Source organism: Achromobacter agilis, assembly GCF_900496965.1.
GTDB classification, from domain to species: domain Bacteria; phylum Pseudomonadota; class Gammaproteobacteria; order Burkholderiales; family Burkholderiaceae_B; genus Achromobacter; species Achromobacter agilis.
Genome location: NZ_UFQB01000011.1, coordinates 33,216 through 48,323, shown reverse-complemented (window position 1 = coordinate 48,323; position 15,108 = coordinate 33,216). Strand labels below are relative to the sequence as shown.

Sequence of the window (15,108 nt, the reverse complement as noted above, 5' to 3'; positions counted from 1 at the left end):
CGGGCGCTTACCTGACCTTGCCGTCCTTCCAGGCGGCCAGCAGCTTTTCATAGGGAATGGTCTCGCCCTTGGGCTTTTCGTTGGCGAGCTTTTTCCAAGGCGCATGCTGATCGGACAGCCACTTGGACGGATCGCTCTTGGCATTGAGCTTCGGCGCGCACTGCGCCATCCCCGCCCGTTGCAGCCGCGCCATGACCTGGTCCATTTCGTTGGCCAGGTTGTCCATGGCGGCCTGCGGCGTCTTCTCGCCGGTTACGGCGGTGGCGACGTTCTTCCACCACAGCTGCGCGAGCTTCGGATAGTCCGGCACGTTGTTGCCAGTGGGGGTCCATGCCACGCGCGCCGGGCTGCGATAGAACTCGATCAGGCCGCCATAGTTCGCGGCGTTCTTGGTGAAGAACTCGCTATTGATGTCGCTGTCGCGGATGAACGTCAGGCCGGTGATGGATTTCTTCAGCGACACCGACTTGGACGTGACGAACTGCGCGTACAGCCAGGCCGCGGCCATCTTGTCCGGGTCGGTGGACTTGAAGAAGGTCCACGAGCCCACGTCCTGGTAGCCGTTCTGCATGCCGTCCTTCCAGTATGGGCCATAAGGCGACGGGGCCATGCGCCACTTGGGAGTGCCGTCGTCATTGACCACCGGCAGGCCCTTCTTGGTCATGTCGGCGGTGAAGGCCGTGTACCAGAAGATCTGCTGCGCGATCTGGCCTTGGGCTGGCACGGGGCCGGACTCCGAGAAGGTCATGCCCATGGCCTGCTGCGGCGCGTACTTCTTCATCCAGTCCACGTACTTGGTCAGCGCATAGACAGCGGCTGGGCTGTTGGTGGCGCCGCCGCGCGAGACCGACGCGCCCACCGGGGTGCACTTGTCGTCCGCGACGCGGATGCCCCATTCGTCCACCGGCATGCCGTTGGGCAGACCCTTGTCGGCCGCGCCGGCCATGGACAGCCAGGCATCGGTGAAGCGCCAGCCCAGCGACGGGTCCTTCTTGCCGTAGTCCATGTGGCCGTAGACCTTCTTGCCATCCAGCTCCTTGACGTCGTTCGAGAAGAAGTCGGCGATGTCCTCGTAGGCGGACCAGTTGGTGGGTACGCCCAGTTCGTAGCCGTACTTGGCCTTGAACTTGTCCTTCAGATCCTGGCGCGCGAACCAGTCCGCGCGGAACCAGTAGACGTTGGCGAATTGCTGGTCGGGCAGCTGGTAGAGCTTGCCGTCCGGCGCCGTGGTGAACTTGGTGCCGATGAAGTCCTTGAGGTCCAGGCCCGGATTGGTCCATTCCTTGCCCGCGCCGGCCATGTAGTCCGACAGCGGCAGGATCGCCCCGTAGCGGTAATGGGTGCCGATCAGGTCCGAGTCAGAGATCCACCCGTCGTAGATGGATTTGCCGGACTGCATGGACGTCTGCAGCTTCTCGACGACGTCGCCTTCCTGGATCAGGTCGTGGTTGACCTTGATGCCGGTGATCTCGGTGAAGGCCTTGGCCAGCGTCTTGGATTCGTACTCGTGCGTGGTGATGGTTTCGGATACCACGCTGATTTCATTGACTCCCTTCGCCTTGAGCTTGGCGGCGGCCTCGATGAACCACTTCATCTCGGCCATCTGCTGGTCCTTGGACAGCGATGAGGGTTGGAACTCCGAATCGACCCACTTCTTCGCTTCCGGCTCACCGGCCCACGCTCCCGACGTTCCGATCAGGGCGATAGCGGCCGCCATGGCGTGCATGCGCAATTTCATGACCTGTCTCCTCGATAAGCCTTCCCCACTGTTCGCTGCGGACCGCTGGCCGGGGAAGACGCTGGCCGATAGTCCTTCCACACCGCTTGCATTGACGAGGGGTCTGGCGCCCCTCTTCAGCCCTTCCTCATGACGAATGCCAGTACCAGCATCGACGCGGCAAAGCCGATCCACACCGAGGGCGGCTCGTCCAGCGACAGCCATTGGGCCGCCTTCTCGCCAAACCCCACGTACGCCAGGTTGACCCAGGCCGCGGCCATCAGGCCGATGAAAAGGCGGTCGCCCCGCGTGGTGCGCAGGGGCAGGAATCCCTTGCGCTCGACCGTGGGCGATTTCAGTTCCCACACCGTCATGCCGACCAGCATCAGGACGATGCAGGAAAAGAACACGGCGACGGGGGTGGTCCATACCATCCAGCTGAACATGGGCGGTCCTCCTGATGGTTTCCGGCGCTATACCCGGCCCATCGCGAAGCCCTTCGCGATGTAGTGCCGCACGAACCAGATGACGATGCCGCCGGGCACGATGGTCAGCACGCCCGCCGCGGCCAGCACGCCCCAATCCATGCCCGAGGCGGACACCGTGCGCGTCATGGTGGCGACGATGGGCTTGGCGTTGACCGAGGTGAGCGTGCGCGCCAGCAGCAGTTCCACCCAGCTGAACATGAAGCAGAAAAAGGCCGCCACCCCCACGCCCGACTTGATCAGCGGCAGGAAGATCGTCAGGAAAAAACGCGGAAAAGAATAGCCATCGACATAGGCGGTTTCGTCGATCTCCCGCGGGACCCCGGACATGAAGCCCTCCAGAATCCACACCGCCAGCGGCACGTTGAACACCAGGTGCGCCAGGGCGACCGCCAGATGCGTGTCCATCAGGCCGAACGAGCTGTAGAGCTGGAAGAACGGCAGCAGGAACACCGCGGGCGGCGTCATGCGGTTGGTCAGCAGCCAGAAGAACACGTGCTTGTCGCCGATGAAGCGGTAGCGCGAGAACGCATAGGCGGCGGGCAGCGCCACGGCCAGCGAAATGACGGTATTGATGGCCACGTAGATCAGCGAATTGATGTAGCCCGAGTACCAGGCCCGATCCGTGAAGATCGTCCGGTAGTGCTCGAAGGTGAAGTCGCTGGGCCAGAACGTCAGCGTGCTGACGATCTCGGTGTTCGTCTTGAACGACATGTTCAGCATCCAGTACAGCGGCAGGATGGCGAAGACCAGGTACAGGGTCAGGAAGGCGCCGCGCCACCAGGTGTTGTTCTCACGCATTCGAGCGCTCCTCGTCGAAGCCGCCGGCCGTGCCGGCGCGCTGCATCCAGTTGTAGAGGATGAAGCACAAGAGCAGGATGATCAGGAAGTAGATGATAGAAAACGCGGCGGCCGGCCCCAGGTCGAACTGGCCCACGGCCTTCTGCGTCAGGTACTGCGACAGGAAGGTCGTGGCGTTGCCCGGCCCGCCGCCCGTCAGCACGAAGGGCTCGGTGTAGATCATGAAGCTGTCCATGAAGCGCAGCAGCACCGCGATCATGAGCACGCCGCGCATCTTGGGCAGCTGGATGTAGCGGAACACGGCCATGCGCGAGGCCCCGTCGATGCGGGCGGCCTGATAGTAGGCGTCCGGAATCGCGCGCAGGCCGGCGTAGCAGAGCAAGGCCACCAGCGGCGTCCAGTGCCAGACGTCCATGACCAGCACCGTAACCCAGGCGTCGATATCGTTGCCCGTGTAGTTGTAGTCCACGCCCATCCAGGACAGCGCAGCGCCCAGCAGACCGATGTCCGTGCGGCCAAATACCTGCCAGATGGTGCCGACGACGTTCCAGGGGATCAGCAGCGACAGCGCGATGATGACCAGCACCGCGGAGGCCCGCCAGCCGCTGGCCGGCATGGACAGCGCCAGCAGGATGCCCAGCGGGATCTCGATCGCCAGCACCGCCAGCGAAAAGCCGATCTGGCGCAGCAACGCGCCATGCAGCTCTTCGTCCTGGAGCACGGCGGCATACCACTCGGTGCCGACGAACACGCGGCGATCGGGCGAAATGATGTCCTGCACCGAATAGTTCACGATGGTCATCAACGGCAGGATGGCCGAGAACGCCACGCACAGCACCACGGGCAGGACCAGGAACCAGGCCCGGTGATCTATGGGTTTCATCGGATCAGCTCCTCGTCGCGGTAGAAGCAGGTATGCGGGTTGAGCACGGACAGCCAGACCGTGCCGCCGGCCGCGGCCGGCACGGCGCCGTTGCCCAGGCGGGCGCGCACGGGCACGCCCTCGAAATCCGCCACCAGCAGCGTATACGTGCCCACGTCCTGCACGCGCTCGACGCGCATGGGCACGGCGCCGGCGGCGTCCGGCTCGGCCAGGCGCAGGTACTCGGGGCGCACGCCCAGCTTCACCGGCCCCGCGCCGGCCAGTTTGGCCGCCATGGCCTCGGGCACGCCCGCCACGCGGCGCTGGCCGACGTCGAGGGCGCCTTCGCGCCATTGCGCGGGCAGGAAATTCATGCCGGGAGAGCCGATGAAATGGCCCACGAACGTATGCGCCGGGCGCTGGAACAGATCATCCGCGCTGCCCACCTGCACGGCCCGGCCCCGCGCCATCACCATGACCTGGTCGGCGAAGGTCAGCGCCTCGGTCTGATCGTGCGTCACGTAGATCAGCGTCAGCTTGAATTCGTGGTGGATTTCCTTGAGCTTGCGCCGCAGTTCCCACTTGAGCTGCGGGTCGATCACGGTCAGCGGCTCATCGAACAGGATGGCCGACACGTCGCTGCGCACCAGCCCGCGGCCCAGCGAGATCTTCTGCTTGGCGTCGGCCGTGAGGCCGCTGGCCCGCCGGTCCAGTACGGAGGACATCTCCAGCATCTCGGCGATGCGTCCCACCCGCTCGCGGATGCGGTCGCGCGCCATGCCGCGGTTGCGCAGCGGAAACGCCAGGTTCTCGGCCACCGTCATGGTGTCGTACACGACGGGAAACTGGAAAACCTGGGCGATGTTGCGGGCCTGCGGCGTCTTGCCGGTGACATCCCGGCCGTCGAACAGGATGCGGCCATGGGACGGGCGCAACAGGCCGGACACGCAGTTCAGAAGCGTGGTCTTGCCGCAGCCGGACGGCCCCAGCAAGGCGTAGGCGCCGCCGTCCTGGAACGTGAACTTCAGCGGCAGCAACGCGTAATCGTCGTCCGTCCTGGGATCCGCGACATAGGAATGGGAAAGGTCCAGCTCGATCTCCGCCATCAGGCCGCCTCCCCCGCGCCCGCCGGCTGCCGCGGGGCGGCCAGCAAGGCGCCGCCGGCGCCGAAGGCATAGGTCTGGGCAGGGTCGAAGTACAGCTGCACGCGCTGGTCCAGGGTGTAGCGATGGACGCCGGGCAATTGCGCCACCACGTCGCCCGCCGCCGTTTCGGCATGCACGAACGTGTCGGAACCGGAGATCTCGGCCAGCTTCACGACCCCCGGCAAGCCCAGGTGGCCAGGTCGGGGTTCCACGTCCAGCGCGCCGGCCCGCAGGCCGGCGGTGATTTCCGCGCCGTCTCCGTCTCCGCCCGTGCCCTGCGGCAGCGCCCGCTCCACTTCCATCTCGCCTTGCAGCACGAAGCCGGCGGCCGTCCGGCGCGCCGCGAACAGGTTCATGGGCGGATCGCTGAAAGCGCGCGCCACGCGCAGGGAATTGGGCCGGTGGAAGACCTCGGCCGTGGGCCCGTATTGCAGCAGCTCGCCCGCATCGAGCACGGCCGTGTGGCCTCCCAGCAACAGGGCCTCGCCGGGTTCGGTGGTGGCGTACACGACCGTGGAACGCCCTTCGGCGAACAGCTCGGACAGTTCGTCGCGCAATTCCTCGCGCAGTTTGTAGTCCAGATTGACCAGGGGTTCGTCCAGCAGGATGAGCGGCGCGTCCTTGGCCAGGGCCCGCGCCAGCGCCACCCGCTGCTGCTGTCCGCCGGACAGTTCCGACGGATACCGTTCCAGCAGGTGGTCGATATGCAGCCGGGCCGCCATGGCGCGGACTTTTTCGCGGATGTCGCCCGCCCCGCGCAGCTTGAGCGGCGAAGCGATGTTGTCGTAGACCGACATGGACGGGTAATTGATGAACTGCTGGTACACCATGGCGACGTTGCGCTGGCGCACCGGCACGCCGGTCACGTCCGCCCCGTCGGCCAGCACGCGGCCTTCGGTGGGCCGGTCCAGTCCGGCCATGATGCGCATCAGCGACGTCTTGCCCACCAGGGTTGCCCCCAGCAGTACCGTCATGGCGCCCTCGACCGGCGCGAGGCTCATGGGGTACAGGTGCGTTTGCGAGCCGGCCCGCAAACCGATCCTGTCCAGGTTCAGCTGCATCTGATCTCCTCTACCTACTAATACGTCCCTATTTGTTTAATGCGGACTTCGGTATTCGGTACAGCGGCTCGACCTGCGCCAAGCGAACGACAGGATGAGCATACTCTTTCAGATAGCTTTCGTTTTTTGTGCGTTTTACTCAAGAAGCGAACAAAAAACAATCTTGCAGCGCGTCATTATTTTTCGCTTTTGTTGTTTTATGATGTGAATATGACATTGAATCCCCGACAGAGCGCGCTGATCGAAATGGTGCGGGCCCAGGGCTCCGCCTCGATCGAAGAACTCGCCAAACGTTTTGACGTCACGCTGCAGACGGTGCGGCGCGACGTCAATATCCTTTCGGAAGCCGGCCTGCTTTCGCGCTTCCATGGCGGCGTGCGCATCGAAGCGTCCACCATCGAGAACATCGCCTACCGCAAGCGCCAGGGCCTGCACGCCGCCGGCAAGCAGCGCATCGCAGAAGCCGTCGCGCGCGCCGTGCCGGACGGCTGTTCGCTGATCCTGAACATCGGCACCACCACCGAAGCGATCGCGCGCGCCCTGTTGCGCCATCGCGGCCTGCGCGTCATCACGAACAATCTGCACGTCGCGGACATCCTGTCGGACAACCCGGACTGCGAAGTCATCGTGGCCGGCGGCGTAGTGCGTTCGCGCGACCGCGGCATCGTGGGCGAAGCAACGATGGACTTCATCCGCCAGTTCAAGGTGGACATCGGGCTGATCGGCATTTCGGGCATCGAAGCCGACGGCACCCTGCGCGACTACGACTTCCGCGAAGTGCGCGTCGCGCGGACCATCATCGAACAATCGCGCGAAGTCTGGCTCGCCGCCGACAGCAGCAAGTTCAAGCGCCAGGCCATGGTGGAACTGGCGCACATTTCGCAGATTGACCGGTTTTTCACCGATGCGCATCCGCAGGAGCCGCTGGCGCAGGTCCTGCTGGACGCCGGCGTGCGCTGCGACGTCGCCGCGGCACCCAATACTTTGAAGCAAACACCTTGATCTCTATGAACGCTCCCCTCGCCTCCGCCGCCCCGCCCGACCGCAACCGTCTCCTGGCCACGCTGGACAACACGCATTCCTGGGATGTGATCGTCATCGGCGGCGGCGCCACGGGCCTGGGCACCGCGGTCGACGCTGCGTCGCGCGGCTACCGCACGCTGCTGATCGAAGGCGCCGACTTCGCCAAGGGCACGTCCAGCAAGGCCACCAAGCTGGTGCATGGCGGCGTGCGCTACCTGGCGCAAGGCAATATCAGCCTGGTGCGCGAGGCCCTGCACGAGCGCGGGCTGCTCAACCGCAACGCGCCGCACCTGGTGTGGCCGCTGGGTTTCGTCGTGCCCGCCTACAACCTGCTGGACCAGCCTTTCTATGGCGTGGGCCTGAAGATGTACGACATGCTGGCCGGCAAGCTGAACCTGTCGCCCAGCCGCTGGCTGTCGCGCCGCGATACGCTGGCCAATGCGCCGACCCTGGCCGAAAGCGTGAACGGCCGCAAGCTGAAAGGCGGCGTGCTGTACTACGACGGCCAGTTCGACGACGCGCGCCTGGCCGTCAGCCTGATGCGCACGCTGTTCGACCTGGGCGGCACGGCGGTGAACTACGTGCGCGCCACGGGCCTGACCATGACGGGCGGCAAGGTGGACGGCGTGACGGCGCAGGACGCGATCGGCGGCGCGAACTTCACGCTGCGCGCGCGCTGCGTCGTCAACGCCACCGGCGTCTGGGTCGACGCGGTGCGGCGCATGGAAGACAAGAACGCGCAGACCATGGTCGCCCCGAGCCAGGGTGTGCACTTGACCCTGCCCCGCGACTTCCTGCCCGGCAATCGCGCCATCCTGATCCCCAAGACCGACGACGGGCGCGTGCTGTTCGTCGTGCCCTGGAACGGCCATACCATCGTCGGCACCACCGACACGCCGCGCGACGACCTGCCGCTGGATCCGCAAGCCGGCGCCCAGGACGTGGACTTCATCCTGGGCACGGCGGCCCGCTACCTCAGCCGCAAGCCCACGCGCGACGACGTCACCAGCGTCTGGGCCGGGCTGCGCCCCCTGGTGAAGGCCACCGGCGAAGCGTCCACCAAGACCTTGTCGCGGGAGCACACGATCCTGGTGTCCAAGGCCGGGCTCGTGACGGTCACCGGCGGCAAATGGACGACCTACCGCCGCATGGCGCAGGACGTGGTGGACACGGCCATCCAGCACCAGTTGCTGACGCAGGCCAGCTGCCGCACCGAATCGCTGGCCCTGCATGGCGCCGCGGACCTGGCCCCGTCGCAGGAGCATGCCGGCACGCCGGACAGCTACTACGGCAGCGATCTGGCGGCGCTGAAGGCGCTGCCGGGCGCCGACCGCATGCTGGTCAAGAGTAGCGGCCTGTCGGAAGCGCACGTCCGGTTCGCCGCGCGCTTCGAACTCGCGCGCAGCGCCGAAGACGTGCTGGCGCGCCGCAACCGCGCGCTGTTCCTGGATAGCGAAGCCGCGATGCTGGCCGCGCCCGAAGTGGCGCGCATCCTCGCGGAAGAGCTGGGGCACGATGCCGCTTGGCAGCAGCGCACCCTGCAGGACCTGGCGGCGGTAGCCGCGCACTACCGGTTGAAGTAACCACCCTACGGAACCCGCAGCGGGCTCTGGCGGATCATCCGCTCGAACAGGCGCAGGAGGCCCGGATCACATTTGGCGCCGGCCTCCTCGTTCAGGATGCGCATGATCTCCGCATGCGGGCGCGCCGGATGATAGGGCCGCGCGTCGCCCAGGGCATCGTAGGAATCCGCCAGCGAAATGATGCGTGAGTGCAGCGGGATGGCTTCTCCCGCCAGGCCGTCCGGATAACCGGATCCGTCGAAGTGCTCGTGGTGATGGCGCACCGCCAGCGCGATCAGATCGCGCTGCGGGATCGCGCTGTGCAGAATGATTTCGGCGCCCGCCGCCGCATGCGCCTTCATGATTTCCCAATCGTCCTTATCCAGGCGCTTGGGGGAAAACAGCACGCGGTCCGGCGTGCCGATCTTGCCGACGTCATGCAGCCGGGCCGCGACGGCGACCACTTGGTGTTCGGTTTCGGGCAGGCCGCAGGCCTGGACCAGGGCCACGCTCAGGGCCACGACTCTGTTGCAGTGATGGCCGGTGGCGGGATCGCGCGTCCGCATGGCGGCGAACAGGCCCTCCACGCAGCAGCCATGGGAAAACTCGGGTACGTCTGGAGGCATCAAGGCTTAAAGCGCAAGACGGCCGGGCGCCGTGCGCGTGTTTCAGAAAGTAGCGATTCTGACACAATGCACGGCAATTCCGGCCTATCAGATGACAGCCCAAGCTGGCGATGCAGCGCTAGCCGGAAATCAGCTCTTGAGCCGCTCCAGCAGGGCTTCGGCCACCTTCACCGACGAGGCGGGATTCTGGCCGGTGATCAGCAGACCGTCGCTGACCACGTGCGGCTGCCAGTCCGGAGCGCTGGAATAGAGCCCGCCCAGTTTCTTCAATTCGTCCTCGACCAGGAACGGCACCACGTCGGTCAATTGCACGGCGGCCTCTTCCGCATTGGAAAAGCCGGTGACCTGCCTGCCCTGCACCAGCGGCTTGCCGTCGGCCGTCTTGGCGTGGCGCAGCACGCCGGGCGCGTGGCACACGGCCGACACCGGCTTGCCGGCCGCCAGCATGGTCTCGATCAGCGAAACCGACTTCGGATCCTCCGCCAGGTCCCACAGCGGACCATGGCCGCCAGGATAGAAAACGGCATCGAAGTCGGCCGGCTGCACCTCGCCCAAGCGGCCCGTGGCGGCCAGCAGGCGCTGGGCCCCGGCATCCTGCCGGAAGCGGCGCGTATCGTCGGTCTGGGCGTCGGGATCGTCGCTCTTGGGATCCAGCGGAGGCTGGCCGCCCGCGGGCGAAACCAGCGTGACCTTGGCGCCGGCGTCGACGAACGCATAGTACGGCGCCGCGAACTCCTCCAGCCAGAAGCCGGTCTTGCGGCCGGTGCCGCCCAGCGTGTCGTGGGATGTCAGCACGATCAGGATCTTCATAGTGCGTTCCTTTCATCGGGGCCGACACGCACGATGCGCTTGCCGGCGTTCTCGCCCTTGAGCAGCCCGATCAGGCCGCGCGGCGCGTTTTCCAACCCCTCGACCACGTCTTCGCGGTACTTGACCCGGCCTTCCCGCACCAGGCCTTCCATTGCCTGGCGGAATTCGCCGTACCGGTGCGCGTATTCATTGAAGATGATGAAGCCCTGGACCTTCAGGCGCTTGGTCAGGATCGTGCGCATCAGCAGGCCCAGGCGGTCGGGACCTTCGGGCTGGCTGGTGGCGTTGTAGGCGGAGATCAGGCCGCAGACCGGCACCCGGGCGCGCGGATTCAAGAGCGGCAGCACCGCGTCGAAAACGGCCCCGCCGACGTTCTCGAAGTACACATCGATGCCTTGCGGCACGGCGCGGGCCAGGCGGCCCGGCAGGTCGGGCGCCTTGTGGTCCAGGCAATCGTCAAAGCCCAGCTCGTCGACCGCGTAGCGGCATTTGTCCGCGCCGCCGGCGATGCCCACGACTTTGCAGCCGTGGATCTTGGCGATCTGCCCGACCACCGCGCCCACCGCCCCGCTGGCGGCGGCCACCACTACGGTTTCGCCCGCCTTGGGCTGGCCGATGTCCAGCAGGCCCATATAGCCGGTGAAACCGGGCATGCCCAGCACGCCCAGCGAATAGGAAGGCCGCTCGGGATCAGGGCCCAGGTGCAGCAGGCCGGTCCCGTCCGACAGCGCGTAATCCTGCCAGCCCGATTGCGCCAGCACCCAGTCGCCCGGCCGGTAGTCGGGATGGCCGGATGCCTCGACGCGCGTGACCGTGCCGCCCACCATGGGCTCGCCGACCTTCACGGGTTCGGCATACGACGGCGCGTCGCTCATGCGCCCGCGCATGTAAGGGTCCAGCGACAGATAGACGGTGCGCAGCAGCACCTGGCCCGGGCCAGGTTGCGGCACGTCGCCGGTTTCCAGGCGAAAGTCGCTGTCGGCGGGTTCGCCGTGCGGACGGGCGGCGAGCACGATGCGGCGGTTGAGGGAAGACGATTGCGGCATGACGGTCCGGTCTCCTGCGAAAAGCCGTCCGGGCCTGGCGGGCAGCGCCCGGGCGGCGAGGTGGGGGGATCCGACCCATTACACCATCGTTGGCCGCGGCCCCGGGGTGTAACCCTGGCGCGCGCCCCCCTTTTAATTAATTAATAATTTAATTAACATGCAGCGTATGAGCCCGGTACCCCCTCCCCCCTCCCGCCGGCCCGGCCGGCCCCCGCGCCCCGACAATGCCGCCATGCGCGGGCAATTGCTGGACCTCGCCACGGACCTGTTCGCCGCCCGCGGCGTGGCCGCCACCACCATCGCCCACATCGCGCAGCGCGCGGGCGTCACGCCGGCGATGGTGCACTATTACTTCAAGAGCCGGGACCAGTTGATCGACGCTGTCGTGATGGAACGGATCGTGCCGGTGATCGGCTTCGTCTGGGCCCCCGTGCCGCTGGCGCAAGACGTCCCGCAGGCGCCGATTCCGGACCCCGCCGCCGGGGCCCGCGCCTTCATCGCGGAAATCGTCGGCCGCCTGGTCCAGTGCGCGGCCGAACGGCCCTGGCTGCCCGCCCTGTGGCTGCATGAAGTGGTCAACGAAGGCGGCCAGCTGCGCGAACGGGTGCTGCGCCATCTGCCCTCCGACCGCCTGCAGGCCTTCGCCGGCCTGATCGCCGACAGCCAGCGCCAGGGCGCCATCACCCCGGGCGTCGAACCGCGCCTGGTGTTTCTTTCCATCCTGGGCCTGACCCTGTTGCCGCTGGCCACGTCTGCCTTGTGGCGGCGCGTCTGGCAGGCCGATCCCCAGGCGCAGTCCATCGACACCCAGGCGATCGCGGCCCACGCCATCGCCATGCTCACGGGCGGCCTGTTCTCGCCGTCCGCCCCGCCCCCCGCCCCACCAGGACGCTGACCATGCGCATCCCTTCCGCCCTGCGCCGCCCCCTGCCCGCCGCCACGGTGCTGGCCCTGCTGCTTGGCGGCTGCGGCAACGACAACGACGCGTTCTTCCAGGGCTATGCGGAAGGCGACTATATCTACGTGGCCTCGTCCGAAGCGGGGCGGCTGACCGATCTGCCCGCGCGGCGCGGGCAGCAGGTCGAGGCCGGCGCCCCGCTCTTCGCGCTGGAGGCCGACCGCGAAACCGCCGCGCGCGACCAGGCCAGCGCGCAGCTGGCCGCCGCCGCGGCCCAGCTGGAAGACATCGCCACCGGCAAGCGTCCGGCCGAAGTGGACGTCACGCGGGCGCAGCTGACCCAGGCCGAGGCGGCCAGCCGGCGTTCGGCCACGCAGCTGCGCCGGGACGCCGAGCAGTTCCGCATCGGCGGCATCGCGCGCGCGCAGCTGGACGACAGCCGCGAACAGGCCCAGTCGGACGCGGCCCGCGTGCGCGAACTGAAAGCCCAACTGGAAGTGGCCGCCCTGCCTGGCCGCGATGACCAGCGGCTCGCCCAGGCTGCGCAGGTCGAGGCCGCCCGGGCGGCGCTGGCGCAGGCGGACTGGACGCTGGCGCAGAAGCGCCAGGCCGCGCCCGCCGCCGGACTGGTATTCGACACGCTGTACCGCGTCGGCGAATGGGTGCGCGCGGGCAGCCCTGTCGTCAGCCTGCTGCCCCCCGGCAACATCAAGGTGCGCCTCTTCGTGCCGCAGACGGCCCTGGGCGGCTTGAAGGTGGGGCAGGCGCTCACGGTGCGCTGCGACGGCTGCGGCGACCCGATACCCGTGCGCATCGATTACATCTCCACCCAGGCCGAGTACACGCCGCCCGTCATCTACAGCCGGGAAAGCCGCAGCAAGCTGGTCTATATGATCGAGGCCCGGCCGGCACCGGAAGCCGCGCCGCGGCTGCATCCGGGCCAGCCGCTGGAGGCGTCGCCGCAATGAACACGCCGCCCGCCCCGCAGGCCGCCGCCGGCCCGTGCGTCATCGACGTGCAAGGCCTGAACAAGCGCTTTGGCGACAAGCACGTCGTCAATGATGTATCGCTCCAGGTGCGCGAAGGCGAGATCTTCGGCTTCCTGGGCCCCAACGGCAGCGGCAAGACCACCTGCATCCGGCTGATGTGCGGGCTGCTGACGCCGGACTCCGGCAGCGGCACCTGCATGGGCTACGACATCCTCCGGGACAGCGAACAGATCAAGCGGCATGTCGGCTACATGACGCAGAAGTTCTCGTACTGGGACGATCTGACCATCCGCGAGAACCTGGATTTCGTCGCGCGCATGTACGGCATGCCCAGGCGCCGGGCAACGGTGGACCAGGCCCTGGAAAGCCTGGGGCTGCAGACCCGCGCCAAACAGCTGACCGGATCGCTGTCGGGCGGCTGGAAACAGCGGCTGGCGCTGGCCGCCTGCCTGCTGCACGAGCCGCGCCTGCTGCTGCTGGACGAACCCACCGCCGGCGTGGATCCCACCGCGCGGCGCGACTTCTGGGAACAGCTGCACGAACTGGCGGCGCGCGGCATCTCGGTGCTGGTCAGCACGCACTATATGGACGAAGCCGAACGCTGCCACAAGCTGGCCTACCTCTCGTACGGCCGCCTGCTCACACAGGGCACGGCGGACGACGTGATCGCCGAGCAGCACCTGACCACCTGGGCCATCCGCGGCCACAACCTGGTGCCGCTGGCGCAGCGCCTGCGCGGCGCGCCGGGCGTGGACCAGACGGTGGCTTTCGGTTCCGCCCTGCACATCAGCGGCCAGGACGCCGCGCTGCTCGAACGCACGCTGCAAGACGCCATCGCCGGCCAGGACCTCCGCCTGGAACGCATCGACACCAGCCTGGAGGACGTTTTCATCTACCTGATGAACCGCTCCACCGACAACTTCGCGAGCCCGCCATGATGCGCCGCCTGCTGGGCTTTTCCTGGTCCCGCTGGTGGAGCATGGTGCTCAAGGAGTTCCTGCAGCTGCGCCGCGACCGCATCACCTTCGGCATGATCGTCGGCATGCCCATCATGCAGCTGGCGCTGTTCGGCTACGCCATCAACACCGATCCCAAGCAGATGCCCACCGCCATCATCGCGGCGGACCACAGCCCCTTCACGCGCAGCTTCGTCGCGGCGATGAAGTCGTCCGACTACTTCCGCATCACCGAAGAGCTGGACAACGAAGAGGCCGGCCGCGCCGCGCTGGCGCAGGGCCGCGTGCTGTTCGTGCTGACCATTCCGCCGGACTTCAGCCGCAGCCTGCTGCGGGGCGAACGCCCGGCGCTGCTGATCGAGGCCGACGCGACCGATCCGATGGCCACCGGCCTGGCCATCGGCGCGGCCACCCAGTTGACCCAGGCGGTGGCGGCCAAGGACCTGACCGGCCCGCTGGCCGGCCTTGCCGGCGGCCAGCCGCCGTTCGACGTGCGCGTGCACCGGCTCTACAACGAAGAACAGATCTCGCAGTACAACACCGTGCCGGGGCTGATGGGCGTGATCCTCACGATGACGCTGGTGATGATGACCGGCCTGGCCATGACGCGCGAACGCGAACGCGGCACGATGGAGAACCTGCTGGCGATGCCGGTGCGGCCGCTGGAAGTGATGACGGGCAAGATCGTGCCCTACATCGCGATCGGGCTGATCCAGGCCAGCATCATCCTGCTGGCCGCGCGCTTCGTGTTCCACGTTCCGTTCCAGGGATCGCTGCTGAGCGTGTACCTGGCCTCGTTGCTGTTCATCGCGGCCAACCTGACGGTGGGCATCACGCTGTCGTCGCTGGCGCAGAACCAGTTGCAGGCCATGCAGCTGACCATGTTCTATTTCCTGCCGAATATCCTGCTGTCGGGCTTCATGTTCCCGTTCCAGGGCATGCCGGTGTGGGCGCAGTATCTGGGCAACCTGCTGCCGCTCACGCATTTCAACCGGCTGATCCGCGGCATTCTGCTCAAGGGCAATGGCTGGTGGGATCTCTGGCCCAGCATCTGGCCGCTGCTGCTGTTCACCGTGGTCATCATGACCGCCGCCGTGAAGTTCTACCGCCGCACCCTGGATTGACCC

Annotated in this window: 15 protein-coding genes; 6 read left to right on the top strand and 9 right to left on the bottom strand. The window is 67.0% G+C overall.

All coding sequences use genetic code 11. The annotated features are described in order from the left end of the window. Positions 1-7: 7 nt before the first annotated feature. The 6 genes from AGI3411_RS14620 to AGI3411_RS14595 all read right to left on the bottom strand — a co-directional run bounded on the left by AGI3411_RS14620 (position 8) and on the right by AGI3411_RS14595 (position 6,071). Positions 8-1,738 carry an ABC transporter substrate-binding protein gene (locus tag AGI3411_RS14620; RefSeq protein ID WP_129528091.1) on the bottom strand — a complete coding sequence of 577 codons (1,731 nt, stop codon included), beginning with the start codon at positions 1,736-1,738 and terminating at the stop codon, positions 8-10. 116 nt (positions 1,739-1,854) lie between these two features. After that, positions 1,855-2,163, bottom strand: a complete 309-nt coding sequence (locus AGI3411_RS14615) for a DUF2160 domain-containing protein (RefSeq protein WP_129528090.1) — start codon at positions 2,161-2,163, stop codon at positions 1,855-1,857. Between the two features lie 27 nt (positions 2,164-2,190). Continuing rightward, positions 2,191-3,003 (bottom strand): carbohydrate ABC transporter permease, encoded by an 813-nt coding sequence (locus AGI3411_RS14610; RefSeq protein WP_129528089.1) that lies wholly within the window; start codon positions 3,001-3,003, stop codon positions 2,191-2,193. After that, on the bottom strand, positions 2,996-3,886 hold the full coding sequence (locus AGI3411_RS14605; RefSeq protein ID WP_129528088.1) for a carbohydrate ABC transporter permease: 891 nt from the start codon (positions 3,884-3,886) through the stop codon (positions 2,996-2,998). Before AGI3411_RS14605 ends, AGI3411_RS14610 begins: the two co-directional genes overlap by 8 nt. Beyond that, a complete protein-coding gene (locus tag AGI3411_RS14600; RefSeq protein WP_129528087.1) occupies positions 3,883-4,971 on the bottom strand; it encodes an ABC transporter ATP-binding protein in 1,089 nt (362 codons plus the stop codon). Before AGI3411_RS14600 ends, AGI3411_RS14605 begins: the two co-directional genes overlap by 4 nt. Then, entirely contained in the window at positions 4,971-6,071 is a 1,101-nt protein-coding gene (locus AGI3411_RS14595; protein WP_129528086.1) for an ABC transporter ATP-binding protein, read from the bottom strand. The genes AGI3411_RS14600 and AGI3411_RS14595 overlap by 1 nt, the downstream gene beginning before the upstream one ends. Positions 6,072-6,281: 210 nt before the next feature. Between AGI3411_RS14595 and AGI3411_RS14590 the strand changes: the two genes are divergently transcribed. Beyond that, on the top strand, positions 6,282-7,073 hold the full coding sequence (locus tag AGI3411_RS14590; protein WP_013394120.1) for a DeoR/GlpR family DNA-binding transcription regulator: 792 nt from the start codon (positions 6,282-6,284) through the stop codon (positions 7,071-7,073). A 5-nt stretch (positions 7,074-7,078) separates the two neighbouring features. Further along, complete coding sequence (locus tag AGI3411_RS14585) at positions 7,079-8,677, top strand: glycerol-3-phosphate dehydrogenase/oxidase (RefSeq protein WP_129528085.1); 1,599 nt, start codon at positions 7,079-7,081, stop codon at positions 8,675-8,677. 5 nt (positions 8,678-8,682) lie between these two features. Here the strand turns inward: AGI3411_RS14585 and AGI3411_RS14580 are convergent, their stop codons facing one another. The 3 genes from AGI3411_RS14580 to AGI3411_RS14570 all read right to left on the bottom strand — a co-directional run bounded on the left by AGI3411_RS14580 (position 8,683) and on the right by AGI3411_RS14570 (position 11,138). After that, on the bottom strand, positions 8,683-9,282 hold the full coding sequence (locus AGI3411_RS14580; protein WP_129528084.1) for an HD-GYP domain-containing protein: 600 nt from the start codon (positions 9,280-9,282) through the stop codon (positions 8,683-8,685). 129 nt (positions 9,283-9,411) lie between these two features. Continuing rightward, on the bottom strand, positions 9,412-10,092 hold the full coding sequence (locus tag AGI3411_RS14575; protein ID WP_129528083.1) for a type 1 glutamine amidotransferase domain-containing protein: 681 nt from the start codon (positions 10,090-10,092) through the stop codon (positions 9,412-9,414). After that, complete coding sequence (locus tag AGI3411_RS14570) at positions 10,089-11,138, bottom strand: NADP-dependent oxidoreductase (RefSeq protein ID WP_129528082.1); 1,050 nt, start codon at positions 11,136-11,138, stop codon at positions 10,089-10,091. The genes AGI3411_RS14575 and AGI3411_RS14570 overlap by 4 nt, the downstream gene beginning before the upstream one ends. Positions 11,139-11,370: 232 nt before the next feature. Here AGI3411_RS14570 and AGI3411_RS14565 point away from each other — a divergent pair, with 232 nt between their 5' ends. From AGI3411_RS14565 to AGI3411_RS14550, 4 genes are read left to right on the top strand one after another with little or no spacing between them, the layout of a single operon-like run. Beyond that, a complete protein-coding gene (locus AGI3411_RS14565; protein WP_244240361.1) occupies positions 11,371-12,033 on the top strand; it encodes a TetR/AcrR family transcriptional regulator in 663 nt (220 codons plus the stop codon). A gap of 2 nt (positions 12,034-12,035) precedes the next feature. Then, entirely contained in the window at positions 12,036-13,004 is a 969-nt protein-coding gene (locus tag AGI3411_RS14560) for an HlyD family secretion protein (protein ID WP_129528080.1), read from the top strand. Continuing rightward, positions 13,001-13,963 carry an ABC transporter ATP-binding protein gene (locus tag AGI3411_RS14555; RefSeq protein ID WP_129528079.1) on the top strand — a complete coding sequence of 321 codons (963 nt, stop codon included), beginning with the start codon at positions 13,001-13,003 and terminating at the stop codon, positions 13,961-13,963. Before AGI3411_RS14560 ends, AGI3411_RS14555 begins: the two co-directional genes overlap by 4 nt. After that, complete coding sequence (locus AGI3411_RS14550; RefSeq protein ID WP_129528078.1) at positions 13,960-15,105, top strand: ABC transporter permease; 1,146 nt, start codon at positions 13,960-13,962, stop codon at positions 15,103-15,105. The genes AGI3411_RS14555 and AGI3411_RS14550 overlap by 4 nt, the downstream gene beginning before the upstream one ends. The last annotated feature ends 3 nt before the right edge of the window (positions 15,106-15,108 follow it).

What these genes read in the sequence shown, in the direction of transcription:
- AGI3411_RS14620 (WP_129528091.1), bottom strand. Translation starts at nt 1,738, where the DNA reads ATGAAATTGCGCATGCACGCCATGGCGGCCGCTATCGCCCTGATCGGA.
- AGI3411_RS14615 (WP_129528090.1), bottom strand. Translation starts at nt 2,163, where the DNA reads ATGTTCAGCTGGATGGTATGGACCACCCCCGTCGCCGTGTTCTTTTCC.
- AGI3411_RS14610 (WP_129528089.1), bottom strand. Translation starts at nt 3,003, where the DNA reads ATGCGTGAGAACAACACCTGGTGGCGCGGCGCCTTCCTGACCCTGTAC.
- AGI3411_RS14605 (WP_129528088.1), bottom strand. Translation starts at nt 3,886, where the DNA reads ATGAAACCCATAGATCACCGGGCCTGGTTCCTGGTCCTGCCCGTGGTG.
- AGI3411_RS14600 (WP_129528087.1), bottom strand. Translation starts at nt 4,971, where the DNA reads ATGGCGGAGATCGAGCTGGACCTTTCCCATTCCTATGTCGCGGATCCC.
- AGI3411_RS14595 (WP_129528086.1), bottom strand. Translation starts at nt 6,071, where the DNA reads ATGCAGCTGAACCTGGACAGGATCGGTTTGCGGGCCGGCTCGCAAACG.
- AGI3411_RS14590 (WP_013394120.1), top strand. Translation starts at nt 6,282, where the DNA reads ATGACATTGAATCCCCGACAGAGCGCGCTGATCGAAATGGTGCGGGCC.
- AGI3411_RS14585 (WP_129528085.1), top strand. Translation starts at nt 7,079, where the DNA reads ATGAACGCTCCCCTCGCCTCCGCCGCCCCGCCCGACCGCAACCGTCTC.
- AGI3411_RS14580 (WP_129528084.1), bottom strand. Translation starts at nt 9,282, where the DNA reads ATGCCTCCAGACGTACCCGAGTTTTCCCATGGCTGCTGCGTGGAGGGC.
- AGI3411_RS14575 (WP_129528083.1), bottom strand. Translation starts at nt 10,092, where the DNA reads ATGAAGATCCTGATCGTGCTGACATCCCACGACACGCTGGGCGGCACC.
- AGI3411_RS14570 (WP_129528082.1), bottom strand. Translation starts at nt 11,138, where the DNA reads ATGCCGCAATCGTCTTCCCTCAACCGCCGCATCGTGCTCGCCGCCCGT.
- AGI3411_RS14565 (WP_244240361.1), top strand. Translation starts at nt 11,371, where the DNA reads ATGCGCGGGCAATTGCTGGACCTCGCCACGGACCTGTTCGCCGCCCGC.
- AGI3411_RS14560 (WP_129528080.1), top strand. Translation starts at nt 12,036, where the DNA reads ATGCGCATCCCTTCCGCCCTGCGCCGCCCCCTGCCCGCCGCCACGGTG.
- AGI3411_RS14555 (WP_129528079.1), top strand. Translation starts at nt 13,001, where the DNA reads ATGAACACGCCGCCCGCCCCGCAGGCCGCCGCCGGCCCGTGCGTCATC.
- AGI3411_RS14550 (WP_129528078.1), top strand. Translation starts at nt 13,960, where the DNA reads ATGATGCGCCGCCTGCTGGGCTTTTCCTGGTCCCGCTGGTGGAGCATG.